Genomic DNA, 22,681 nt, shown 5'->3' with positions numbered 1-22,681 from the left:
TTTGGCCTGTGGCATTATAAGATGTGTCCCTCTGGCACAAGATCGGCATGCCGGAGGGGGTCTCTTGAGGACGCTGATCCATGATGTTGACGGCACTCGGTTTGATGAGCGGCACCTCGCTGGACGGGGTGGACATCGCGCTGATCGAAACCGACGGAAAGCAGGTGAAGGCGTTCGGGCCGTCCGGTTACCGGCCCTACAGCCCGGCCGAGCGCAATCTGCTGCGCCAGGCGCTGAGCGAGGCCGTGCACCTGCCGCAACGCGATGCCCGGCCGGGCATTCTGGCCGAGGCCGAGCGCGCGGTGACGCAGGCGCATGCCGAGGCGGTCGCCGCCTTCGTCGCACAGAACCGCATGAAGCCGGAGGACATCGACATCGTCGGCTTCCACGGCCAGACCGTGCTGCACCGCCCCGAGCGGCGGCTGACGGTGCAGATCGGCGATGCGCCGGCGCTGGCGAGGGCGATCCATATCCCCGTGATGCACGATTTCCGCGCCGCTGATGTCGAGGCCGGCGGGCAGGGCGCGCCGTTCGTGCCGGTCTACCACCGGGCGCTCGCCAATTCGCTGGAGCGCGAGGGGCCGATCGTCGTGGTCAATATCGGCGGCGTCTCCAACATCACCTATATCGACGGCAACGATACGCTGATCGCCTGCGACACCGGGCCCGGCAACGCACTGCTGGACGATTTCATGTACCGCACCATGAACCAGGCGTTCGACGCGGAAGGCAAGTTCGCAGCGCTCGGCAAGGCCGATGAGGCCTGGATCGCACGCGCGCTGGAGCTGCCGTTCTTTGCATTGCCGCCGCCGAAATCGCTCGACCGCAACGACTTTGCCGCGCTCAAGCTCGGGGACGTCGCGCCGGCGGATGGTGCCGCGACGCTGACAGCCTTCACCGCAGCCGCAATCGCCCGGATCGTTCCGCTGCTGCCGCGGCGACCGCGCAGCTGGATCGTCTGCGGCGGCGGCGCCCGCAACCTCACCATGCTGCGGATGCTACGGGAGCAGGTCGGATCGGCCACGGTGGAAGCTGCCGAGACCCTCGGCTGGGCCTCCGACGCCATCGAGGCGCAGGCCTTCGGCTTCCTCGCCGCGCGCGGCCTGAAGGGCCTGCCGCTGTCTTATCCGGCGACCACCGGCGTGCCGATGCCGATGACCGGCGGCGTGATCGCGCGGCCCTGAGCTCACGGACCGAGGTCACGAGCAGTTGATGCATTTGCATGGATATTGACGAGTTCATGCAAGTGCATCTATGTTTGCGGTGATTGCATCAACCGCCGGGATCGCCGCCATGACTGCCTCGCTCAAACTGATCAGCCACAAGCTTTGCCCCTATGTGCAGCGCGCGGTGATCGCGCTCAACGAGAAGGGCGTACCGTTCGAGCGGATCGACATCGATCTCGCCAACAAGCCCGACTGGTTTCTAAAGCTGTCGCCGCTCGGCAAGGTGCCGGTGCTGGTGGTGACAACGGACAAGGGCGAGGTCGCGCTGTTCGAGAGCAACGTGATCTGCGAATACATCGAGGAGACGCAAGGCGGTGCGAAGCTGCATCCGGCGGATGCATTGAAGCGTGCCGAGCACCGCGCCTGGATGGAGTTCGGCTCCGCGACCCTTGGCGACCTCTGGGGGCTGGAGACCACGACGGATCCCGAGACGTTCGAGAGCAAGCGTCAGGCGCTCGTCGCAAAATTCGCCCGTGTCGAAGCTGCGCTTGGCGCAGGCCCGTTCTTCGCCGGCGCGCGATTCAGTCTGGTCGACGCTGTGTTCGCACCCGTCTTCCGTTATTTCGACTTGTTCGACGAGCTGACCGAGCACGGCATCTTCCGCGACGTGCCGAAGGTCCGCGCATGGCGAGCGGAGCTGGCGAAGCGCCCGAGCATCCGCACTGCGGTCGGCGCGGACTATCCGCAATTGCTGCGCGCCTTCCTGGTTCGACACGACGCGCATCTGCTCAAGCTCGCGGCCTGAGCGCATGGAGATGTCGCAATCCATGGCCTGGCTGATGCTGGTGATCGCCGGCGCGCTCGATGTCGGCTGGGCGATCTCGATGAAATACGCGGAGGGCTACACGCGTGTGGGCTGGAGCATCGTTTCGTTGGTGCTGCTCGCCGCCTTCGTGTTTCTGCTCGGACGAGCCCTGAAAGTGCTCGAAGTCGGCGTCGCCTATTCGGTGTGGACCGGAATCGGCGCTGCCGGCACTTTCATCATGGGTGTCGTGCTGTTCGGCGAAACGCTGAGCGCGATGAAGCTCGCGGGCATCGCGCTCGTCTTGATGGGGATCGTCGCGCTCAAGCTGGCTTGAGCCGCGCGCCTTAGCGCACGTTGGCGAGCCGCATGTCGAGATACGCCGTGATGGTTTCCATCAGCGGCTCGAGCTTGGCGTCGAAGAAATGGTTGGCGCCAGGGATGACCTGCTGGTCGATCACGATGCCCTTCTGCGTCTTCAGCTTCTCGACCAGCGTGTTGACGTCCTTGGGCGGCACCACCGCGTCCTTCTCGCCATGCACGATCAGGCCCGACGACGGGCAGGGCGCGAGGAACGAGAAGTCATAGAGATTGGCCGGCGGCGCGATCGAGATGAAGCCTTCAACCTCGGGGCGGCGCATCAAGAGCTGCATGCCGATCCAGGCGCCGAAGGAGAAGCCGGCGACCCAGCAGGCGCGCGCTTCGGGATTGATGGTCTGCGCCCAGTCGAGCGCTGCTGCCGCATCCGACAATTCGCCGGTGCCGTGGTCGAACGAGCCCTGGCTGCGGCCGACGCCGCGGAAATTGAAGCGCAGCACCGAGAAGCCGCGATGCGCGAAGGCGTAGTAGCACTGGTAGATGATCTGATGATTCATCGTGCCGTGAAACTGCGGATGCGGGTGCAGGACCATCGCGATCGGCGCGTTCTTCTGCTTGGCAGGGTGATAGCGGCCTTCGAGACGGCCGGCGGGACCGGTGAAAATAACTTCAGGCATCGATGATCTCTTGATTGATCCTGGAGAGATGATCCGCAGCAATCGACCGATTGTAGCCTCATCGGCAACGATGCCGACGGAAGCGCGAATGGAAGGATGGAGCGGGGCGCCCTCGGATGATGCGCGAGCGGCGCGCGGTGAACTGACGCGCGCGTTCTAACATGAGGCGTGGGTCAAAAAGCAAGCATCTTGAACATCCCGCAATGGGCTCAAGGTGTTAGCGTGTCACCGTCGTGTCATGGCCAGACCTGGCTATGGAATCGTGGTTGCCAAGCCTCCGTCAGGAGCCCATGTCGTGGGCGGCGGCGGGCGGAGCAGGTCCCGCGCGCAGGGTAATATATTACTTTCATGCCGAACCGCGTTTATCTCGACTGGAATGCGACGACACCGCTGCGTGCTGAAGCACGACGCGCAATGCTCGCCGCCTGGGAGCTGATCGGCAACCCGTCCTCGGTCCATGCCGAGGGGCGGGAGGCGCGACGGCTGGTCGAGGACGCGCGTGCGGCGCTCGCGACTGCGGTCGGCGCGCTGCCGCGGAACGTCGTCTTCACCTCGGCTGGGACGGAGGCCAATGCGCTGGCGTTGTCGCCCGGCTTGCGAGGACCGTCCGGCGGTCCTGTCGAGCGGCTCCTGGTCTCGGCCATCGAGCATGCCTCGGTGCTGGCGGGCGGCCGGTTCCCGGCGGACAGGATGGGTCATATCAGGGTGACCCGCGCCGGCGTGGTCGATCTCGATCACCTGAAGGCGCTGCTCAAGGACCGCCCACCATCCCTGGTCTCGATCATGGTGGCCAACAACGAGACGGGCGCGCTGCAGCCGATCGCCGAAGCCGCAGGGATCGTCCACGAAGCCGGAGGCCTCCTGCATGTCGACGCGATCCAGGCGCTCGGCAAAATTGCGTTCAATATTAACGCGGTAGGCGCCGACCTTGCGACCATTTCTGCGCACAAGATCGGCGGCCCCAAGGGCATCGGCGCGCTCGTGGTGGCGGAAGGGCTGACCGGATTGGAACCGGTGCTGCGGGGTGGGGGGCAGGAGCTCAACCGCCGCGCCGGAACTGAGAACGTCCCCGGTATTGCCGGTTTCGGCGCAGCGGTGAATGCCGCGCTTCAGGCTCTGCCGGAGGATACGGAGCGGATGGCAACCCTCAGGAATCGCTTGGAAAAGGACCTAAAGGGGTTTGCTGGAGCGACGGTGTTCTCGGAAGACGCCGAGCGGTTGCCAAATACCATTCTTTTCACGGCGCCCGGCCTGAAGGCGGAGACGGCCGTGATCGGCTTCGACCTCGAAGGCATCGCTGTATCCTCGGGTTCAGCCTGTTCCTCGGGCAAGGTCCAGCCGTCCCATGTGCTCTCAGCGATGGGGTTCGACCCCGCCGTGGCCCAGGGAGCGGTGCGCCTCAGTCTGGGCTGGTCCACGGAACCGGAGGACATCAATAGGGCGTTAGAGGCTTGGCGAAAGCTCGGTAATACCCTACTTAGAGGCTAAGCGACGAAACACGGCTTGAATGGTTCTAAGCCCGTGCTTTCTGCCGAAAAACATCGTAATACTCGTCCGACTTTGATCCACCGCGGTCCTTGAAACCGCGAGCGGAGGATAAAATGCCAGCCGTGCAAGAGACGGTCGAGCGCGTGAAGCGCATCGACGTCGATCAGTATCGTTATGGGTTTGAGACCCTGATCGAGTCCGACAAGGCCCCCAAGGGGCTGTCGGAAGAGACCGTCAAGTTCATCTCCGAGAAGAAGAACGAACCCGCCTGGATGCTCCAGTGGCGGCTGGAAGCCTATCGGCGCTGGCTGACCATGACGGAGCCGACCTGGGCGCGCGTTGACTATCCCAAGATCGACTTCCAGGACCTCTATTATTACGCGGCGCCGAAGCCGAAGAAGACGGTCTCCTCGCTCGACGAGATCGATCCGGAGATTCTCAAGACCTACGAGAAGCTCGGCATCCCCTTGCGGGAAGTCGCCATGCTCGAAGGCGTCGAGCCGAAGCCCGGCGAGGAAGATCCCGCGCGCCGCAAGATCGCGGTCGACGCCGTCTTCGATTCGGTCTCGGTTGCGACCACCTTCAAGGCGGAGCTGAAGAAGGCCGGCGTGATCTTCATGCCGATCTCGGAAGCCATCCGCGAGCACCCTGAACTGGTGCAGAAATATCTCGGCTCGGTGGTTCCGACTTCGGACAATTTCTACGCGACACTGAATTCGGCGGTGTTTTCCGACGGCTCGTTCGTCTACGTGCCGCCGGGCGTGCGCTGCCCGATGGAGCTGTCGACCTATTTCCGCATCAACGAGCGCAACACCGGCCAGTTCGAGCGCACGCTGATCATCGCCGACAAGGGTTCCTACGTCTCCTATCTCGAAGGCTGCACCGCGCCGCAGCGCGACGAGAACCAGCTGCACGCCGCCGTGGTCGAGCTCGTCGCGCATGACGACGCCGAGATCAAATATTCGACGGTGCAGAACTGGTACCCCGGCAATTCGGAAGGCAAGGGCGGCATCTACAATTTCGTCACCAAGCGTGGCGACTGCCGCGGCGACCGTTCCAAGATCTCCTGGACCCAGGTCGAGACCGGTTCGGCGATCACCTGGAAATATCCGAGCTGCATCCTGCGTGGCGATAATTCGAGCGGCGAGTTCTACTCGATCGCGATCTCGAACGGCTTCCAGCAGGTCGACTCGGGCACCAAGATGATCCATCTCGGCAAGAACACGTCGAGCCGCATCATCTCCAAGGGCATCGCCGCCGGCAAGTCGCAGAACACCTATCGTGGACTCGTCACCGCGCATCGGAAAGCGACCGGCGCGCGCAACTTCACCGCCTGCGATTCCCTGTTGATCGGCGACAAATGCGGCGCGCACACCGTGCCGTACATCGAAGCCAAGAACTCGTCGGCGACGTTCGAGCACGAGGCGACGACTTCGAAGATCTCCGAGGACGTGCTGTTCTACTGCATCCAGCGCGGCCTTTCGCAGGAAGAGGCCGTCGGCCTCGTCGTCAACGGCTTCGTCAAGGACGTGCTGCAGCAACTGCCGATGGAATTCGCGGTCGAAGCGCAGAAGCTGATCTCGATCTCGCTTGAAGGGTCGGTCGGCTGATTGCCGACCCTCGCGGTGCGCTTCGGCGCTCCATGCATCAATTGAATAAACTGGATACCAAGATGGCTTTGCTTGAAGTGAAAGACCTGAAGGTTCGTGTCGAGGAGCGTGAGATCCTCCACGGGCTGACGCTGACCGTGAACGAGGGCGAGATCCACGCGATCATGGGGCCGAACGGCTCCGGCAAGTCGACGCTCTCCCACGTCATCGCCGGCAAGCCCGGCTATGAAGTCACCGACGGCCAGATCCTGTTCATGGGCGAGGACCTGCTGGAGATGGCGCCCGAGGAGCGCGCTGCCAAGGGCGTGTTCCTGGCGTTCCAGTATCCGGTCGAGATTCCCGGCGTCACCACCATGAACTTCCTCCGCACTGCGCTGAACGCGCAGCGCAAGGCGCGCGGCGAGACCGAGCTGATGGTGCCGGACTTCCTGAAGAAGGTCCGCGAAGTCTCGAAGTCGCTGAACATCCCGCAGGACATGCTCAAGCGCGGCGTCAATGTCGGCTTCTCCGGCGGCGAGAAGAAGCGCAATGAGGTGCTGCAGATGGCGCTGTTCGAGCCGAGCCTGTGCATCCTCGACGAGATGGATTCCGGCCTCGACATCGATGCGCTGCGCATTGCGGCCGACGGCGTTAACGCGCTGCATTCGCCCAAGCGCGCGATGGTCGTCATCACCCACTATCAGCGGCTGCTCAACTACATCGTGCCGGATTTCGTGCACGTGATGTCGAAGGGCCGTGTCGTGAAGAGCGGTGCCAAGGACCTGGCGCTGGAGCTGGAGGAATCCGGCTACGCCCAGTACGAGGACGCGTAAGGAATTTTGCGATGAACGTTGCTGTGGCAAAAACCGGAAACGGCCGCGCGGTGAGCGATCTCTTCACCAGCGCTGAAGGCCGGTTGCCGGGTTCGCCTTCTGTGATCGCGGCGCGCCGTGAGGCGTTCGAGACCTATGAGCGTCTCGGCCTGCCGCACCGCCGGATCGAGGAATGGAAATACACGGATCTGCGCGCGCTGGTCGGCGAGGTGCTGCCGCTGGCTGCCAACCCCGATGCGGCCGCGCTGAAGCGCGCCGCGGACGCCGTGAAGGCCCATGCGATCGCGGGTGCCCGCAAGCTGGTGCTGGTCGACGGCGTGTTCGCGGCCGATCTGTCCGACGTCAAGGCACTCGCCGCCGAGGCGGGCTTCAGGACGTCGCGGGAGACGCTGGAGAAGGATGCCGGTCTGCTGACGACCGCGCCCACCGATGCGGTCATCTCGCTGAACGCCGCAATGGCGACGGACGGCGTCGTGCTTGATATCGCCGACGGTGCGCAGCTGTCCGCGCCGATCCAGATTATCCACATTGCGACTGCCGCTTCGGCATCTGCCTTCACCCGTTCGCAGGTCGCGGTCGGGAAGGGCGCTCGCGCCACAATCATCGAGAGCTTTGTCGCCGCCGGTGCCAAGGCGTACCAGGTCAACGACGCAGTCATCGTCTCGATCGGCGACAACGCCGATGTCGCCCATATCCGCCTGATGGACGATGCGCCTGACGCGGTGAATATTACTTCGCAGTTCGTTACGGTCGGCGCCAATGTGAAGTTCAACGTCTTCAACATGACCACGGGCGCGGCCGTCAGCCGTCTTCAGGGCTTCTTCACGCTGGCGGGCGAGGGCAGCGAGCTCTCGGTCAACGGCGTCAATCTGTTGCAGAAGACCGAGCATGGCGACACCACGCTGGTGGTCGACCACGCGGTGCCGAACTGCGTCAGCCGCGAAGTCTTCCGCGCCGTGATCGACGATCGCGCGCACTCGGTGTTCCAGGGGCGGATCATCGTCCGTCCCGACGCGCAGAAGACCGACGGCAAGATGATGATCCGCGCGCTGCTGCTCTCGGACGAAGCCGAGGCAGACAACAAGCCTGAGCTGGAAATCTTCGCCGACGACGTCTCCTGCGGCCATGGCGCGACCGCCGGTGCGCTCGACGACAGCCTGCTGTTCTATCTGAAGGCGCGCGGCCTGCCGGAGAAGCAGGCCCAGGCGCTGCTGATCCAGGCGTTCGTCGGCGAGGCGATCGAGCAGATCGCCGACGATGATCTGCGCGAGCACGTGATCGGCATTGCCGAGCGCTGGCTGGAGCGACGCCAATGAGCACGCATCCCGCAGTCAAGAACGGTTCATACGACGTCGCGCGGGTGCGCCAGGATTTTCCGGCGCTCGCCATGCAGGTGTACGGCAAGCCGCTGGTCTATCTCGACAACGCGGCGTCTGCCCAGAAGCCGAGCGCCGTGCTCGACCGCATGACGCAGGCCTATACGTCTGAATACGCCAACGTCCATCGCGGCCTGCATTACCTCGCCAACGCCGCGACCGAAGCCTATGAGGGCGGCCGCACCAAGGTCGCGCAGTTCATCAACGCTGCGCGGACCGAGGAAGTGATCTTCACCCGCAACGCGACGGAGGCGATCAACCTGGTTGCCTCGTCCTGGGGCGGGCCGAACATCAAGGACGGCGACGAGATCGTTATCTCGATCATGGAACACCACTCCAACATCGTGCCGTGGCATTTCCTCAGGGAACGCCAGGGCGCGGTGATCAAATGGGCGCCGGTCGACGACGAGGGCAATTTCCTCATCGACGAGTTCGAGAAGCTGCTGACGGCGAAGACCAAGCTGGTCGCAATCACGCAGATGTCGAACGCGCTCGGCACCATCGTGCCGATCAAGGACGTCGTCAGAATCGCGCATGCCCGCGGCATTCCCGTGCTGGTCGACGGCAGCCAGGGCGCGGTGCATATGCCGGTCGACGTCCAGGACCTCGGCTGCGACTTCTACGTTTTCACCGGCCACAAGGTCTACGGTCCCACCGGCATCGGCGTGCTCTGGGCCAAATACGACCACCTCGTCGCGATGCGCCCCTATAACGGTGGCGGCGAGATGATCCGCGAGGTCTCGCGTGACGTCGTCACCTATGGCGATCCTCCGCACAAATTCGAGGCGGGCACCCCCGCGATCGTCGAGGCCGTCGGCCTTGGCGCGGCCATCGACTACGTCAATTCGATCGGCAAGGAGCGTATCGCCGCCCACGAGGCCGATCTCGTCACCTATGCACAGGACCGGCTGCGCGAAATCAACTCGCTGCGGCTGATCGGGACGGCGCGGGGCAAGGGCCCGGTGATCTCGTTCGAGCTCAAGGGCGCCCATGCCCACGACGTCGCCACCGTGATCGACCGCCAGGGCATCGCGGTGCGCGCCGGCACGCATTGTGTGATGCCGCTTTTAGAGCGGTTCAACGTGACGGCCACCTGCCGGGCCTCGTTCGGCATGTATAATACGCGGGAAGAAGTCGATCATCTGGTACAGGCGCTGTTGAAGGCGCGGGATTTGTTCGCATGAGTGACACGGCCGAAGCCAAAGCCAATCCGATGGAAACCCAGTCGGCGTTGCCGCCGGAGGAGACCGAGCGTCTCACCACCGAGATCATCGCGGGCCTCAAGACCGTGTTCGATCCGGAAATCCCGGCCGACATCTACGAGCTCGGCCTGATCTACAAGGTCGAGATCAAGGACGACCGCTCGGTCGACGTCCAGATGACGCTGACGACGCCGAACTGCCCGGCCGCCGGCGAGCTGCCGACCATGGTCGAGAACGCGGTCGCCAGTGTCCCCGGCGTCGGCGTGGTCGACGTCAAGGTCGTCTGGGAGCCGGCCTGGACGCCGGAACGCATGAGCGACGAGGCCCGCCTCGTCCTCAACATGTGGTGACGCGTAAAGCTCGCATTGAATTCGCTCCGCAACGGACCACATAAATAACATGACCCAGATATCGTCAGGCTCGACACCAGCATCCACTCCCAAGCCGCGGCGCCCGCGCCCGCAGGTGATGCGGCTGACGGATGCCGCCGCCCAGCGCATCTCCGAGCTGACCCAGCGCGCCGATTCCGAGATCGTGGGCTTGCGCGTCGGCGTCAAGAACGGCGGCTGTGCCGGCCAGTCCTACACTGTCGAATACGCCCACGATATCCGCCCGACCGACGAAGTCGTCGAGGACAAGGGCGTCAAGATCCTGGTCGATCCCAAGGCCGTGCTATTCCTGCTCGGCACCGAGATGGACTACAAGGCCGACAAGATGCAGGCCCAGTTCGTCTTCAACAACCCCAACCAGGTCTCCGCCTGCGGCTGCGGCGAGTCGGTTGAGCTGCGCCCGGCCAAGATCGACGGGTAAATCCTAGCCCCGTTCTCGTGTCCCGGACGCGCAGCAGCGCGCTTGCGCTGCTGCGCAGAGCCGGGACCCACGCTATAATCATCAGTGCAAGACATCTGGGCCCCGGCTCAGCAGCGCACCGTTTCACGCTGCGCTGCGTCCGGGGCACGAGAGAGTGTGCGCATGGACCGCGAATTCCTGATCGACCTGTTCGCCGATTTCGGCCCCGTCACCATCCGAAAAATGTTCTCCGGCCACGGCATCTCCGTCGACGGCGTCAACTTCGCGCTGTCTCTGCGCGCCGGCCTGTTCTTCCGCGCCGACGAGGTGACGATCCCGGACTTCGAAGCCGAGGGGTCAAAGCCGTTCCAGTATTCGACCCGCGCCAAGACCGTGCTGGTGAACTCCTACTGGGCGCTGCCGGCGCGCCTGTTCGACGATTCCGCGGAGCTTGCGCAATGGGCGAGAGCGGCGCTCGCCGCCGCCCAGCGCGCCAAGGTGAAGAAGCGGCCGGGCGCAAAGAAGGCGGTGAAGAAATCCGTCAAGGCTGCAAGGGCGCCGGCGAAAGGGAAGACGGGCAACAAGGCGCCAATTCGAAAGCGCGTCAAACGAAAGAAATAGCCTGCTGGGTCTCCCGGCGAGCCCTCCAAAAAATCTCCGTCGGTGCTTCGCTAGTCATACGACGAGGATACGACGTCAGGCCGGGAGGGTGTGGTCTCGTTCGCGGAGGCGCGCATCCAGATCGTCCCGGCGACGATGTGAATGACCAGGAATGCCAAGGCCACGGCCAGGAGCCAACCCATCTCATTTCGTGCGGGGGGCCGAGTAACGGGTCTTGATTGAGCCGTCCTGCTGGTCACGAGCATGTTGCGATCTCCGGAATTTTGACTGGATATTTGCGGGATGGATTGGTCGGAAGACGGCATCAGATGCTCGTATTGGCGGAGAATGCGACGTGCCTGAAGGCGCCGTGAACAGTGCAGCACCGCTGCGATCGCATTGAAAACGTTCCGTGCTTCCTTCATTGGATCACCCGTTCTGCGGAATGAGGCGGCCGAAGGAAGGCAGTCTGAGACAAAGCTTGATGATGAGAGGAAGCGCGAGGACCGGTATGACGCACGCAGCGACATAGCCTTCCGCGAGAGGTGGGAGGCCGAAGCTGGTCGCGGCCCAAACGAGGGTCACGTTACGGTTTCCGCTCACGAGGCCTATCGTTCCCGCGGTCTGCAGCCCCAATCTCGCGAATGTCAGAGTAGCGAGCGCGCACAGGCCAAAGTTGGACGCGACGGCCGCGGCGAGCATCAGGTCGAAACGGAGAGCGTCGCTGGTCCATTGAGCCTGTATGCCCTGTGAGGCAGCTAGCCCGACGATGATGAGTCCGATCACGGCGATACCGGTGGCCGCGCGTTGATCGGGCAGAACGGGGACCAGGCGACGGTGGAATCGTATCGCGAGAGCGGCAACCAGGCCTGCAGCACCGATGATGCTGAACAGTCGGATCGCAAGCGCGCCCATGTCGAAGACAACGCCAAGTCCAAGCACTGTGGCAAAGCATGGAATCGAGATCGGCGTCAGGAGGGTCAGTGCGATGGAAACGAGGAGCGCAAGACGTGGTCGCAACCCCAGCATCCCCGCGATTGCGGCTGCGCTTCCGACCGGCGGCGCCAGCAGGGAAAGCAGAGCGCCGGCGCGCAGCGCGGGATCGAGCGGAAGAAAGGACAGCAGAACAGCAGCAGCCAAAGGGAGCGCCACACCGACCCAAGCAAGAACCATGGCGATCAGGGGTAAGCGAATTCCGGCTTCAGACGGAGCGAGGCTGGCAGTGAGAAAGGAGCCAAGTGTCAGGAGGAATGCCGAAAAGGGCAGAAGATCGTAGCCGAAATGAACGAGGGGGTTGATCGGCAGCCCTGCGCAAATTGAGATCACCAAAAGGACCGGTCCTCGTCCGCCAAGCCAGGACAATATCTTGCCAGCATACATATCGGTTCCTCGTTTGCGTGCGCATCGGCACTAGTGAATCGCCGGGGCTGTGGCGGCCGGAATACGCGGGCGTGACTCAAATCATGTCGAGGTCGTCGCAGGCGTCAGCACGCTCCGTGCGGTACGGCGTTTCCTGGTTCTTGCCGACGCGGCGATCAAAAGAATCCGAGGCTCAAATCCAAGCCGTAGGTGAGGGAGAGCACGAACACGAAAGCGCTCGCTGCCGCCAGCAGCAGAGCGTGTTTCGCAAATTCGGCGCCGGTGACCGAGAGGACCGTTCGGGAGATCGCGCTCAGGATTGTTGTCATGCTCGCCGCCGAGATTCATGAAGTGTGCGACTGCGCCTGAGCAGGACCGGCTCCCAGAAGAATCTGGTGGTTTCGGTCGTCGCCTCGTGCCGGCAAATCCCGACGTCGCCGAGGTATTCGGGCCTGTGCCTGAGGTCCTCGAGCAGCTCCGACCTGAAGCAGGCGCGCTGGTACCAGGTGACGAACAGCGTGAGGGGCGCCAAGCCGCGCAGATGAAAATCCTTTGTAGGGGGAATGGCGTCGGTGATGCGACCTTGGGACCTTGCCCCGGAGGCGTTTGCGGCCTCAGAAAATGACGCGTGCGTCATCGCTGATTCGCCCTCCAGCCCAAAAGCGGGCGCTTGCGATCTGAGTTGCGCGGTATCGGTCAATGTGACCTCCAATTGATGATCGTCGTGAAGTTGGAGTCCGATCATTCGTCTCCGAAGAGGAGCGGTGAGACCGGAGGTGCAGAGTCCGAAACGACCCTGGCTCTGGGAGTGGCAAAGGCCGTGACCGCGACGTCGACCCCGGCAAGGACCGCGAAAAGAACAGCGAGGGCCGCAATAAGATGACGCGCGCGCATGACCGCTTTCCCGATGGAATTCAGCGTCGAGTCATCACGTCAGCATCTCGTCGCAATTCGATCAGAACCTGCAGCCGTCTTCGCTGGCGTTATTCGACCGTCACTGGCGCGTTAATAATGTGCGCAATTCTGGCAATTCGTGTAGGGTGTATACGACTGAGCGCGACTGCTTAAATTGGAGGCGGAGTGGCTAGAACGACATCTGCGTCGCGCCCGGAGTTTAGCCTCTCACTTCTCGGACGTTGCATACTGACAGGGCCGGATGGCGCCGTCAGCTTGCCGAACAAGAAGCTCGCTGGGATGCTCGCGTTTCTGGCTTGCACGGCACCTGACCCGCAGCCGCGCGAAAAACTGTCGACCTTGCTGTGGGGATCTCACTTCGATGCGCAAGCGAAGCAGAACCTGCGGCAGGCGCTTTTCAAGCTGCGTCAGATCCTGGGCCCGGATGCTCTCAAGAGCGAGGGCGAATTCGTGTCGCTGAATGCCGCGGTGATCGCCTGCGATGTGAGCCAATTTGAGCGGCTGGTCCGAGAGGGTGGCCGTGGTGCGTTGAGCGCGGCGGCGGATCTCTATCGTGGCCGTTTGGCTGATGACATCAGTATCGGCGAGGAAGGCTGGAGCGAATGGATCGCCGGCGAACGCGAGCGCTTGTCGGAGTTGGCTCTGGGCGCCATGGTGGCGCTCGGCGAGCATGAACTATCTGAGGGGCATGCGGACCAGGCACTGCGGACCGGCCAGCGCGCCAATGCACTCAATGACCTGCGCGAAGATTCGCATCGCCTGATCATGCGCGCGTTGTCCGCAACCGGACGTAACGCCGAAGCGCTCAAATACTATCTGGATGTCGTTGCTCTGCTCAAGCGCGAGCTCAGCACTGAGCCGGATCTGGCAACAAAGACGTTGGCCTCGGAGCTGCGCAGGACGCACACGCAGGATGTGCCGCCCGCTTCAGCTGAGGTCATGTCAGAGGCCTCGCCGCCTTTGGCGCTCATGATGCGCGGAGAGAAGCCGTCCCTCGTCGTGCTGCCATTCCGGAACATGAGCGGTGAGCCCGAACAGGACTATTTCGCCGACGGCGTCACTGAGGACATCATTACGGCCTTGTCGCGCTTCCGCGAGCTTGTGGTGATCGCGCGCGGGTCGAGCTTTGCCCTCAGGGACAAGGGGATGACAAGCGGGCAGATTGCGCAACATTTCGGTGTCCAGTACGTCCTGAGCGGGCGTATACGCAAAGCCGGCAACCGCATTCGCGTGTCGGCCGAGCTGACCCATACCGGCAGTGAGGCTCAGGTCTGGTCCGATCGCTACGACCGTCCCCTCACGGATATCTTCGATCTGCAGGACGACGTCAGCAGCAGTGTCGCTGCGGTCGTCGACCCCGCCGTTCGGGGCGCCGAAATCGAACGAGCACGTCGCAAGCCACTGACCGATCTTTCGGCGTATGATCTTTATTTGCGTGCCCTTCACCACTTATGGGGCGGCACCCGTGATGATGTGACCAAGGCGATCGACCTGCTTCGACAGTCTCTCCGCCTTGATCAGGCGCGCACGCCAACGCTGGCGGCGCTGGCGTGGGGACTGGTCATGGCACCGCCGCTTGGCGCTCACACACCGCCGGGCGCCACGACCGAGGCGCTCGGTCTGGCACGCCGCGCCGTCGAGCAGGACGGCACGGACGCCTTTGCCCATGCGGTCTATGGCTTCACGCTGTTCGGGCCGGCCGGCGACAACGATCAGGGCCGTGTTCACGCCAGCGAGGCCGTGAGCCTCAATCCCAGTTCGGCGTTCGCGTGGGGCGTGCTCGGAATGATCGACAGCATGGGAGGTGACTACGAGAATGCCGTCGTATGCCTTCATCGTTCTCTTGTCCTCAGTCCCTACGACAGCATGCTGCATTTGTGGATGACGGGCTTGACCGCGTCATACTTTGCGCTCGGGCGCCACGAGGACGGCATTGCCTGGGCCCGCAAGTCGGTTCGGCACAATCCCGGCAATGGGACCGGCCATCGTATGCTGGCGGCCAATCTGGTCGCCGCCGGCCGCCTGGAAGAAGCCCGCGAGGTCACGCAGCGCCGCGATGCGGCACAAAAAACAACGATCCGCGATCTACGCGCCATGCGCTTTTTCAAGCAGAACGACGTTCTCGAACGCTACCTTTCGGCTCAGCAGGCAGCTGGGGTGGCCGATTGAGTCTCAAGCGCCGAGTGCAACGAGAAGCGTGCGAACGGTCATGAAGACCAGGATGATCGAGCCGACCGTCCACAGCGTCGCGCGAATCTCGTGGATTTGCCCGGTGAGATAGGCCCAGAAATGGAGCAGGCGCGAAGCGACATAGCCGTAGAGCAGACATTGCGCGAGCCGTAGCGACGGCTCTGTGAAAATATAGAGAAGCCCTGCAATCAGGAAGTACGGCAGGCTCTCGAGATCGTTCATCTGGATCCGGCGGATCCGCTCGACACGTTCGTTGGGAAGAAGCTGCGCCGGATCCGGCGCGGGATTCATCGGGGTCTTCTTGATGTCCTCCGGCGAACGGTAGCCGCCGTTGGCCTGCACCATACGGACCACAGTCAGCCATGACATCGCCACGGCTTTCAAAATCAGCAGGCTGGCCGCGACGACATACGTACCGAAAAGGGGGTCGTGAAGACTCATTGCGCCCAATTTGGCTCTCCCTCGGATCTCTGAATCGTGCGCCTCCCGACTGTGAGGAGTTCAGATCCGACAATGTATTCCCGATCCGCTTCGCAGATCACGCGGTTGAGGCCGTTGCGTCAAGCCCGCGAGAGCGCTGAAGAAGAAGATCAACAGGAGCCTGTTCGGAAACGCGCCAAATCAGGGGATTGAGCTCAGTCCACCGCCTTGGTCAGGCCGACCCGCATATCCTTCGCCATAAAAACACAGACACCGTCGGCGAGCACGCGGCCGTCGGCAATTCCGAGCACCAGCTTGCCGCGCCGGACCATGCGCATGGCGACCTCGTAGCGCACGCATCGCGCCTCCGGCGTGACAAATCCCGTGACCTCCAGCTCGCCAACACCGATGGCGCGGCCCTTGCCCGGAGAGCCGGACCAGCCTAGCCAATAGCCGACCATCTGCCACATCGCGTCCAGGCCCAGGCTGCCCGGCATCATCGCGTCACCGCGATAATGGCAGTCGAAGAACCAGTGGCCCGGCACGATGTCGAGTTCGCCGACGATATGGCCTTTGCGGAATTCGCCGCCGTCCAGGCTGATCTCGGCGATGCGATCCATCATGAGCATGGGCGGCGCCGGCAATTGCGCGTTGCCGGGGCCGAAATAGCCGCCTTCGCTCGATTTCAGCAGCTCGTCCTTGCTGTAGGACGGTTGCGGCGTGTGAAAATCATGGGGATTGGGCACGACGACAAATCCTCGATGCTCGGGCGGCGAGGAAGATGTCGTTCGTCAGGTCAGAATGTCAAGCGCGCGCGGTTCGGCGCGCTGCGTCCGTCACGCCACGCGGCTGTGGCTCTCGATCGCGAATTCCGGATCGGCTTCGCAGATCACGCGATTGCGGCCGTTGCGCTTGGCGGCGTAGAGGCAGGCATCCGCGCGTTCGATCAGCGCCTCGGTGTCGTCGCCCTGCTTGAGCATGGAGACGCCGACGGAGATGGTGACGCGGCCGAGGATCTCGCCGGTGGACTTCTTCTTCAATTCCTTCGCCATCACGGCGCGGCGGATGTGATCGGCCACCGTGAGGGCCTGGCGGAGCGCCGTGTTGGGCAGCACGACCGCGAACTCCTCGCCGCCATAGCGTGCGGTGATGTCCTGGCCCTTGATGGTCTGCTTCAGCGACAGGCCGACGAGCCGCAGGACCTGGTCGCCGGTGAGATGGCCGTAAGAATCGTTGAACGACTTGAAGTGGTCGATGTCGAACAGCAGCAGCGACAGCGGCTCGCCGGAGGCGAGCGCGCTTTGCACGGCCATGCCGATCATGCGGTCGAAATATTTGCGGTTGCCGAGGCCCGTCAGCGGATCGGTCAGGCTCTCGGCGCGGATCGCCTCCAGGCTCTGCTGGAGATTGCTGATCTCGCTCTTCGACAGCGTCAGCCGGTCTTCCAGTGCCTTGTTGGTCTCGCGCATCTCGTTGGTCGAGCGCAGCAGCGTCTCGACGATCGACTTGATTTGCTCGCGGCTCCTGGCCGACGACAGTTTTTCGGTCGCGCCCGACAAGCTGGCATCGTAGGAGCCGGTCATCGCGAGCGCCTCGCTCAAAACCTTCATCACGTCGTCGATCTCGCCGATGACGCGTGCGCCGACCTTGTCGATGCGGTCGGTGGTCTTGATGTGGGAGAGGTAGGTCTCGTAGATTTGCTCGAGATCGCCTTCGGTCAGCTTGCCGTGGCGCGCCAGCGTCTCGTTGATGATCTTGTTGAGCGGCGCGTTGTAGCCGGTCGCGTAGACGTACCAGATCTCGTAATTGCGGGGAATTGCAGTCTGTCGAAGCGACCGGATCTGACCGAGCGCTACTTCGGCGAACGCCATCGTGCGTTCGTGTTCGTCGAGAACGTTGACCACGGAACATACCCCACGACGGTCGATGCGCCGTCGACCGCAGCAATGCTTAAATTATGTTCGTAGGCTAACGGACGTTTGTGAACGGCCAGTAAATATACGGTGGTCAATACGTCATAAAAAGTGTGGGGCGCCTCGGCTCAACCGGCTCGAGGCGCCTCGCGGATTCAAGCACCGGCTGGAGTGCGCACGGGGCGGAGCAGGAACGCTGGCAGGTGAGAATGATCACCCGGCTCGGTGTCGGCCTCGCGCTGGCGGCGTGGCTCGGGGCGGCCGATCGACGGCACATGGGCCGCATTGGCCTGTTGGCGCGCGCCATGACGCGGCTCGGATGATGGCCTGGCTTCACGCGGAGGCCTTGCCTCGCGTGCGGGCTTCGCCTCGGGAGCGGGCCGTGCTTCAGCACGCGGCTCGCGGGGCTCGTGGCTGCGCTCACGGTCGCGACCGCCGCGTTGCGGCTTGCCGCGTCCGCCGCGCGAACGTTCGCGGCCGCGCGGCTCGCGCGGGCGCTCACCCGCATCGCCGGCTTCTGCGTTGACTTCGTAGTCGCCTTCGGCGCGCGGAATGCTCTGGCCGATCAGCTTCTCGATCGCCACCATCGACTTCTGGTCGAGCGGCGTCACGAGCGAGATCGCCATGCCGGACCGGCCTGCGCGGCCGGTGCGGCCGACGCGATGGACGTAATCGTCGGGATGGTGGGGGACGTCGAAATTGAAGACGTGGCTGACCGCGGGAATGTCGAGGCCGCGGGCGGCGACGTCGGAGGCAACGAGGAGCGGCAGCTCACCCTTGCGGAATTGTTCGAGCGCCGCCATGCGGGCCGGCTGGTCCATGTCGCCATGCAGCGCGCCGACACTGAAGCCGTGCTTCTGAAGCGACTTGTGAACGATTGCGACTTCGCGCTTGCGATTGCAGAAGATGATCGCGTTCTTGAGATCCTTGGCCTCGCGCAGCAGGCGGCGAAGCAGCTCGCGCTTCTCATGCGCCTCGCGTCCGGCGGGGACCTGGGACTGCGTGACGGTCACGGCGGTGGTGGCGGGCTTGGAGACCTCGACCTTCTGCGGATTGTGCAGGAAGGTTTCGGTGATACGCCGGATCTCCGGCGGCATGGTCGCGGTGAAGAACAGGGTCTGCCGCGTGAAGGGGACGAGCTTGCAGACGCGCTCGATGTCGGGGATGAAGCCCATGTCCAGCATGCGGTCGGCTTCGTCGATGACGAGCAGCTCGACGCCGGTGAGTAGCAGGCCGCCGCGCTCGGTATGGTCGAGCAAGCGGCCCGGAGTGGCGATCAGCACGTCGACGCCGCGCGTCAGCTTGGCATCCTGGTCGCCGAACGAGACGCCGCCGATCAGGAGGGCGACGTTGAGTTTCTGGCCGGCGCCGTAGCGGTCGAAGTTTTCCTTCACCTGGGCCGCGAGCTCGCGGGTCGGCTCGAGGATCAACGTGCGCGGCATGCGTGCGCGGGCGCGACCCTTTTCGAGAATGGTAAGCATCGGCAGCACGAAGGCCGCGGTCTTGCCGGTGCCGGTCTGGGCGATGCCGAGGACGTCCTTGCGTGCGAGGACGTGGGGGATCGCCTGTTCCTGAATGGGGGTAGGGGTGGTGTAACCGGTGGCCGCCACTGCGGCGAGGACTTTTTCGGACAGTCCGAGATCTGAAAAGGACATTGAGCCTCTGGTCGAAACCGCCGTTCGGAATCGAGGGTGATTAAGGCTGTCGCGTTCCACCCCGAAACGGCGCGCTCTCAAAGAAGCTGGGGGTGCTGACTCACGCGAACAAAGCGCAAGGCTCAGGAATCGCTCTTCGATACCGAGCCGCGTCGACCCGGAACATAGGGCGGAATCGGCCAAAGTCAATGGAGCAGGCGCGGGAAGGCCCTAAAAACCCTGAGGTTTTTGCCCAAATCACGGGCGGGGCTCACGTTTTTCCGCCCCGCCATGGACCAGGCGGCGGCGCTAGGGGAGCGGCGAATGCCTCTCCGCCCCCTGGGCCCGGAAGTCGCCGGGGGCCATGCCATAGGCGGCGTTGAAGACCCGGTAATAGGTCGCCAGGCTCTCGAACCCGCAGGAGGTCGCGATGTCGGCGATCAGCCGCTCCGGCGCCTCGCGCATCAGGCGGCGGCTCTGTTTCAGGCGTTCGTCGGTCACGGTCTGCGAGAAGCTCTTCTCGGCGGCCTCGAACAGCATGTGCAGGTGACGCACGGAGACAGCGAGCAGGTCGGCCACCATCGTCGGCGCCAGATCTGGATTTTGGAGGTGGCCCGCGATCAGGCGTCGCGCCTGCGACAGGCGAGCGGTCCGCAGCGCAGCCTGTCCGAGCCGGCTGCCGGGCCGTACGATGCCGCGCTCGATCAGCGCCAGATGGCCCAGAGCCTGGACGAGGGAGGTCGCATCGGCGGCGCCGTCATTGCCGCCCGCGGCGCCCTCGCCGAGATCGGCGAAGCAGGCCCCGAGCAGAGGCGCCAGGGTGGGATCGTCGAAGGTCCGCGGCGTCAGCTCACGGACCCGCTTGTCCTGCGTGGGGAGGGCGCTGACGGGGATCTTCAGGATCCGCAAATGGAAGCCGCCGGCGCCGAGCGGCGTGGTGCGATAGGGCAGGTCGGTATGGCTCGTGGCGAAGCTGCCATTGGCGATCGCGAAGTCGCTGCCGCGCATGCCGCCGAACCAGCCGCCGCTGCCGAGCTGCTGGTAGACGCAGATGCTGTCGCCGGGCGCGTTGGCGATGTCGGAGGTGCTGCGCTCGACTGTGTAATGCGAGGCCTTCAGCTCGACGAGGCCGCCGCCGCCGAGCTGGCGCAGCGAAAATTCGCCGTAGAAGTCTGCGCGCCGCTCGCGCTCGAGTTCGGCCGTGACGCCGAACAGGCCCTTGGATCGGACCTCGCGCCAATAGTCGAAGCGGTCATGAGGTTCGACTTCGTCAGTACACCAGCGATACACGGCAGCCCCCGCTTGTAGCGCAATTGCCCTAGAAAGAGCAGATTCCGACGGAATCTGCCATAGGTCTGATGATGGACCCCGAAGGCGGCTGGCGTTGAACCCTCATTATGGCTGGATCGACTATCATCAACGGCGGAGGGTTCCAATGAACCACTGTTCGAGGGAACCGGCACCAGGCCGATCTGCAACGGGAATTTCGCGATGACGCGTCGGCTTTTCAGACTTCTGGCGGCACTCGGCCTGGCGGCGAGCCTGAGCGGCTTCGCGCTTCCCGCTTATGCCGCAAAGCGCGTCGCGCTCGTGGTCGGCAACAACGATTACAGGAACGTCCCAAAACTGCTCAAGGCCGTCAACGACGCCCGCACCATGGGCGATACGCTGAAGCAGCTCGGCTTCTCGGTGATGGTGGCCGAGAACCAGAGCCGGCAGCAATTCTCCGAGACGCTGCTCGCGTTCGACCGGGCGATCGAGCCCGGCGACACCGCGTTCTTCTTCTATGCCGGCCACGGCTTCGAGATCGCGGGCCAGAACTATCTGCTGCCGACCGACGTGCCGGCTGCGATCGAAGGGCAGGAAGAGCTGGTGCGCGATGCCTCGATCCTCGCCGACCGCATCGTCGAGCGCCTCCAGAACAAGAAGGCGCGGACCTCGATCCTGGTGTTCGACGCCTGCCGCAACAATCCGTTCGAACGTTCCGGCACGCGCGCGGTCGCCGGCGGCGGCGGCCTCGCGCCGATGACGCAGCTGCCCGAAGGCGTGTTCTCGGTGTTCTCGGCAGGGCCCCGCCAGACCGCGCTCGATCGCCTCTCCAACGACGACACCAATCCCAATTCGGTGTTTACACGCACCTTTGCCAAGGAGCTGCTCCAGCCCGGCGAGAACCTCGTGCAGGTGGCGCAGCGCACCCGCCGTCTGGTCAGCGAGATGGCAGACACCGTCAAGCACAGGCAGGTGCCGGTCTATTTCGATCAGATGGTCGACGACGTCTTCCTCAGCGGCCTCGCCAAGGACACGGCCACGGCTGCTGCGCGTCCGGCCGATCCGCCGCCGCAGAAGCTCGCGGCGCTGCCGCCGGTGTCGGTGCCGCGCGTGCCGAAGGAAGAAACCACCAATGCGCCGATCGCGAGCTTCTCGCGGCACAATGGCGGCTGGAGCGTGGTGTTCTCCTTCGCCGACCCGACGATCGGCATTTCCTGGCGCATGGCGGGCAACGGCGATTTCCGCGAAACCGGTTTCATCGACACGCTCGATCCGCGCACGCGCAAGCGGATGCCGAACCCCTCGATCGAATTGCCGCCGGACGCCGTGGCCGGCACCATCGAGGTTCGCTACGTCGATCAGTCCGGCGACATCCAGGGCCCGTTCCCGATCAGGTTCGATCCCGAGGCCGCGCTGATCCGAGACCAGCGCAAGATTCTCGACATGACCGCGACGAGCTGGCTGTCGTTCCGCCAGTTCAACGGGCTGTTGGTCTATTATTCCCATCTGGTGTCGTATCGCTGCGCAATCCGCGAGGTGCGGATCGGCATCGACACCGCGGTGCCCGACAAGGTACTGAAGCTGCCGGCTTGCGATCTCCGCGATCCCTCGGCAATCACGGCTGGCATGCTCCTCTATGAGAAGCTGCCCCCCGCGACGCAATTCATGTCGGTCGAACTAACCTATCGCGACGGCAGCGTGTCGGAGGTCAAGAGCTTTCGGACGGCGAACCGCAGCAACAATTGATGATGCGGCCCGGGGGCGCCTGGCGCGCCTTCGCTACCCGCGGCGCTTCCGGATGAAGCGCTTGGTGGACTCAACGGCCTCCATCAACGGCGGAGCCAGCGAAAAGAACGCGCCCATCGCGATCGAGATGATGACGTGGCGGAGCAGGAGATTCTCCTGCTCCTCGAACGGGTAGCCGTTCTGGTCGATCGGCACCGGTGCAAGCGTGCCGGTCTGCCGCGGATTCGGCTTGCGCGGTGGGATCATGATCACGACGAAAAGCACGTTGATCAGAATCCACACGCCGAGCACTATGAGGATCGTCCGCACCGCAATTTCCTGAAATCAGTCGAAGTCTTCAGCGACGCTAACGGCCATTCACAACTGCAGCAAATGAATACTGTTTGTTGCACCGC

24 protein-coding genes are annotated in these 22,681 nt (G+C 63.8%); 13 read left to right on the top strand and 11 right to left on the bottom strand.

The genetic code is table 11. The annotated features are described in order from the left end of the window. The first annotated feature begins 80 nt into the window (after positions 1-80). The 3 genes from B5V03_RS23750 (at position 81) to B5V03_RS23740 (ending at position 2,305) form a co-directional block, all read left to right on the top strand. Positions 81-1,184: an anhydro-N-acetylmuramic acid kinase gene (locus tag B5V03_RS23750; RefSeq protein WP_129272816.1), complete on the top strand. Its 1,104-nt coding sequence runs from the start codon at positions 81-83 to the stop codon at positions 1,182-1,184. Positions 1,185-1,293: 109 nt separating this feature from the next. Then, on the top strand, positions 1,294-1,971 hold the full coding sequence (locus B5V03_RS23745) for a glutathione S-transferase family protein (RefSeq protein WP_129272815.1): 678 nt from the start codon (positions 1,294-1,296) through the stop codon (positions 1,969-1,971). Between the two features lie 10 nt (positions 1,972-1,981). After that, positions 1,982-2,305, top strand: a complete 324-nt coding sequence (locus B5V03_RS23740; protein WP_129272814.1) for a DMT family transporter — start codon at positions 1,982-1,984, stop codon at positions 2,303-2,305. Between the two features lie 10 nt (positions 2,306-2,315). Here B5V03_RS23740 and B5V03_RS23735 read toward each other — a convergent pair whose 3' ends face one another. Then, positions 2,316-2,963 carry an alpha/beta hydrolase gene (locus B5V03_RS23735; protein ID WP_007591562.1) on the bottom strand — a complete coding sequence of 216 codons (648 nt, stop codon included), beginning with the start codon at positions 2,961-2,963 and terminating at the stop codon, positions 2,316-2,318. Positions 2,964-3,311: 348 nt separating this feature from the next. Here B5V03_RS23735 and B5V03_RS23730 point away from each other — a divergent pair, with 348 nt between their 5' ends. The 8 genes from B5V03_RS23730 (at position 3,312) to B5V03_RS23695 (ending at position 10,861) form a co-directional block, all read left to right on the top strand. Beyond that, positions 3,312-4,451, top strand: a complete 1,140-nt coding sequence (locus B5V03_RS23730; RefSeq protein ID WP_129272813.1) for a cysteine desulfurase family protein — start codon at positions 3,312-3,314, stop codon at positions 4,449-4,451. Positions 4,452-4,564: 113 nt separating this feature from the next. Beyond that, positions 4,565-6,061 (top strand): Fe-S cluster assembly protein SufB, encoded by a 1,497-nt coding sequence (sufB, locus tag B5V03_RS23725; protein ID WP_129272812.1) that lies wholly within the window; start codon positions 4,565-4,567, stop codon positions 6,059-6,061. Positions 6,062-6,123: 62 nt separating this feature from the next. Continuing rightward, complete coding sequence (gene sufC, locus B5V03_RS23720) at positions 6,124-6,873, top strand: Fe-S cluster assembly ATPase SufC (RefSeq protein WP_164988235.1); 750 nt, start codon at positions 6,124-6,126, stop codon at positions 6,871-6,873. Between the two features lie 11 nt (positions 6,874-6,884). Beyond that, positions 6,885-8,189 (top strand): Fe-S cluster assembly protein SufD, encoded by a 1,305-nt coding sequence (gene sufD / locus B5V03_RS23715; protein WP_129272810.1) that lies wholly within the window; start codon positions 6,885-6,887, stop codon positions 8,187-8,189. Continuing rightward, the gene (locus B5V03_RS23710; RefSeq protein ID WP_129272809.1) at positions 8,186-9,433 is read left to right on the top strand and encodes a cysteine desulfurase; all 1,248 of its coding nucleotides are present in this window, start codon (positions 8,186-8,188) and stop codon (positions 9,431-9,433) included. Before sufD ends, B5V03_RS23710 begins: the two co-directional genes overlap by 4 nt. Further along, the gene (locus B5V03_RS23705; RefSeq protein ID WP_129272808.1) at positions 9,430-9,801 is read left to right on the top strand and encodes an SUF system Fe-S cluster assembly protein; all 372 of its coding nucleotides are present in this window, start codon (positions 9,430-9,432) and stop codon (positions 9,799-9,801) included. The genes B5V03_RS23710 and B5V03_RS23705 overlap by 4 nt, the downstream gene beginning before the upstream one ends. Positions 9,802-9,850: 49 nt before the next feature. Beyond that, positions 9,851-10,261, top strand: a complete 411-nt coding sequence (locus tag B5V03_RS23700) for a HesB/IscA family protein (RefSeq protein WP_129272807.1) — start codon at positions 9,851-9,853, stop codon at positions 10,259-10,261. Positions 10,262-10,423: 162 nt separating this feature from the next. Further along, complete coding sequence (locus B5V03_RS23695) at positions 10,424-10,861, top strand: TfoX/Sxy family protein (RefSeq protein WP_129272806.1); 438 nt, start codon at positions 10,424-10,426, stop codon at positions 10,859-10,861. A 50-nt stretch (positions 10,862-10,911) separates the two neighbouring features. Here the strand turns inward: B5V03_RS23695 and B5V03_RS42760 are convergent, their stop codons facing one another. The 4 genes from B5V03_RS42760 to B5V03_RS23685 form a co-directional block, all read right to left on the bottom strand. After that, positions 10,912-11,043: a hypothetical protein gene (locus B5V03_RS42760; protein ID WP_283811544.1), complete on the bottom strand. Its 132-nt coding sequence runs from the start codon at positions 11,041-11,043 to the stop codon at positions 10,912-10,914. Positions 11,044-11,269: 226 nt separating this feature from the next. Continuing rightward, positions 11,270-12,220, bottom strand: coding sequence for a hypothetical protein (locus tag B5V03_RS23690; protein WP_129272805.1), 951 nt, complete (start codon positions 12,218-12,220; stop codon positions 11,270-11,272). 155 nt (positions 12,221-12,375) lie between these two features. After that, the gene (locus B5V03_RS41605) at positions 12,376-12,528 is read right to left on the bottom strand and encodes a hypothetical protein (RefSeq protein WP_164988229.1); all 153 of its coding nucleotides are present in this window, start codon (positions 12,526-12,528) and stop codon (positions 12,376-12,378) included. Further along, a complete protein-coding gene (locus tag B5V03_RS23685) occupies positions 12,525-12,899 on the bottom strand; it encodes a hypothetical protein (RefSeq protein WP_164988234.1) in 375 nt (124 codons plus the stop codon). Before B5V03_RS23685 ends, B5V03_RS41605 begins: the two co-directional genes overlap by 4 nt. Positions 12,900-13,369: 470 nt before the next feature. Between B5V03_RS23685 and B5V03_RS23680 the strand changes: the two genes are divergently transcribed. After that, complete coding sequence (locus B5V03_RS23680; protein WP_245502314.1) at positions 13,370-15,283, top strand: BTAD domain-containing putative transcriptional regulator; 1,914 nt, start codon at positions 13,370-13,372, stop codon at positions 15,281-15,283. A 3-nt stretch (positions 15,284-15,286) separates the two neighbouring features. Here B5V03_RS23680 and B5V03_RS23675 read toward each other — a convergent pair whose 3' ends face one another. The 5 genes from B5V03_RS23675 to B5V03_RS23655 all read right to left on the bottom strand — a co-directional run bounded on the left by B5V03_RS23675 (position 15,287) and on the right by B5V03_RS23655 (position 20,561). Next, a complete protein-coding gene (locus tag B5V03_RS23675; RefSeq protein WP_245502316.1) occupies positions 15,287-15,745 on the bottom strand; it encodes an MAPEG family protein in 459 nt (152 codons plus the stop codon). A 194-nt stretch (positions 15,746-15,939) separates the two neighbouring features. Beyond that, on the bottom strand, positions 15,940-16,470 hold the full coding sequence (gene fabA, locus B5V03_RS23670; protein ID WP_129272801.1) for a bifunctional 3-hydroxydecanoyl-ACP dehydratase/trans-2-decenoyl-ACP isomerase: 531 nt from the start codon (positions 16,468-16,470) through the stop codon (positions 15,940-15,942). Positions 16,471-16,560: 90 nt separating this feature from the next. Further along, positions 16,561-17,628: a GGDEF domain-containing protein gene (locus B5V03_RS23665; protein ID WP_129272800.1), complete on the bottom strand. Its 1,068-nt coding sequence runs from the start codon at positions 17,626-17,628 to the stop codon at positions 16,561-16,563. 164 nt (positions 17,629-17,792) lie between these two features. Next, positions 17,793-19,292, bottom strand: coding sequence for a DEAD/DEAH box helicase (locus tag B5V03_RS23660; protein ID WP_129272799.1), 1,500 nt, complete (start codon positions 19,290-19,292; stop codon positions 17,793-17,795). A gap of 288 nt (positions 19,293-19,580) precedes the next feature. After that, entirely contained in the window at positions 19,581-20,561 is a 981-nt protein-coding gene (locus B5V03_RS23655; RefSeq protein WP_129272798.1) for a helix-turn-helix transcriptional regulator, read from the bottom strand. A gap of 201 nt (positions 20,562-20,762) precedes the next feature. On the opposite strand from B5V03_RS23655, the gene B5V03_RS23650 reads away from it, so the two are divergent. After that, positions 20,763-22,286 carry a caspase family protein gene (locus B5V03_RS23650; protein WP_129272797.1) on the top strand — a complete coding sequence of 508 codons (1,524 nt, stop codon included), beginning with the start codon at positions 20,763-20,765 and terminating at the stop codon, positions 22,284-22,286. A gap of 33 nt (positions 22,287-22,319) precedes the next feature. Here the strand turns inward: B5V03_RS23650 and B5V03_RS23645 are convergent, their stop codons facing one another. Beyond that, complete coding sequence (locus tag B5V03_RS23645) at positions 22,320-22,595, bottom strand: hypothetical protein (RefSeq protein ID WP_129272796.1); 276 nt, start codon at positions 22,593-22,595, stop codon at positions 22,320-22,322. Positions 22,596-22,681 lie beyond the last annotated feature (86 nt).

The organism is Bradyrhizobium betae (assembly GCF_004123905.1).
In the GTDB taxonomy this organism is placed as follows: domain Bacteria; phylum Pseudomonadota; class Alphaproteobacteria; order Rhizobiales; family Xanthobacteraceae; genus Bradyrhizobium; species Bradyrhizobium betae_A.
This window is presented reverse-complemented; position numbering and strand designations above follow the sequence as displayed.

Coding starts and splice junctions, on each gene's coding strand:
- B5V03_RS23705 (WP_129272808.1), top strand. CDS start 9,430: ATGAGTGACACGGCCGAAGCCAAAGCCAATCCGATGGAAACCCAGTCG.
- B5V03_RS23700 (WP_129272807.1), top strand. CDS start 9,851: ATGACCCAGATATCGTCAGGCTCGACACCAGCATCCACTCCCAAGCCG.
- sufB (WP_129272812.1), top strand. CDS start 4,565: ATGCCAGCCGTGCAAGAGACGGTCGAGCGCGTGAAGCGCATCGACGTC.
- B5V03_RS23730 (WP_129272813.1), top strand. CDS start 3,312: ATGCCGAACCGCGTTTATCTCGACTGGAATGCGACGACACCGCTGCGT.
- B5V03_RS23675 (WP_245502316.1), bottom strand. CDS start 15,745: ATGAGTCTTCACGACCCCCTTTTCGGTACGTATGTCGTCGCGGCCAGC.
- B5V03_RS23650 (WP_129272797.1), top strand. CDS start 20,763: ATGACGCGTCGGCTTTTCAGACTTCTGGCGGCACTCGGCCTGGCGGCG.
- B5V03_RS23745 (WP_129272815.1), top strand. CDS start 1,294: ATGACTGCCTCGCTCAAACTGATCAGCCACAAGCTTTGCCCCTATGTG.
- B5V03_RS23735 (WP_007591562.1), bottom strand. CDS start 2,963: ATGCCTGAAGTTATTTTCACCGGTCCCGCCGGCCGTCTCGAAGGCCGC.
- sufC (WP_164988235.1), top strand. CDS start 6,124: ATGGCTTTGCTTGAAGTGAAAGACCTGAAGGTTCGTGTCGAGGAGCGT.
- B5V03_RS42760 (WP_283811544.1), bottom strand. CDS start 11,043: ATGGGTTGGCTCCTGGCCGTGGCCTTGGCATTCCTGGTCATTCACATC.
- B5V03_RS23710 (WP_129272809.1), top strand. CDS start 8,186: ATGAGCACGCATCCCGCAGTCAAGAACGGTTCATACGACGTCGCGCGG.
- B5V03_RS23690 (WP_129272805.1), bottom strand. CDS start 12,220: ATGTATGCTGGCAAGATATTGTCCTGGCTTGGCGGACGAGGACCGGTC.
- B5V03_RS23695 (WP_129272806.1), top strand. CDS start 10,424: ATGGACCGCGAATTCCTGATCGACCTGTTCGCCGATTTCGGCCCCGTC.
- B5V03_RS23660 (WP_129272799.1), bottom strand. CDS start 19,292: ATGTCCTTTTCAGATCTCGGACTGTCCGAAAAAGTCCTCGCCGCAGTG.
- B5V03_RS23750 (WP_129272816.1), top strand. CDS start 81: ATGATGTTGACGGCACTCGGTTTGATGAGCGGCACCTCGCTGGACGGG.
- sufD (WP_129272810.1), top strand. CDS start 6,885: ATGAACGTTGCTGTGGCAAAAACCGGAAACGGCCGCGCGGTGAGCGAT.
- B5V03_RS41605 (WP_164988229.1), bottom strand. CDS start 12,528: ATGACAACAATCCTGAGCGCGATCTCCCGAACGGTCCTCTCGGTCACC.
- B5V03_RS23740 (WP_129272814.1), top strand. CDS start 1,982: ATGTCGCAATCCATGGCCTGGCTGATGCTGGTGATCGCCGGCGCGCTC.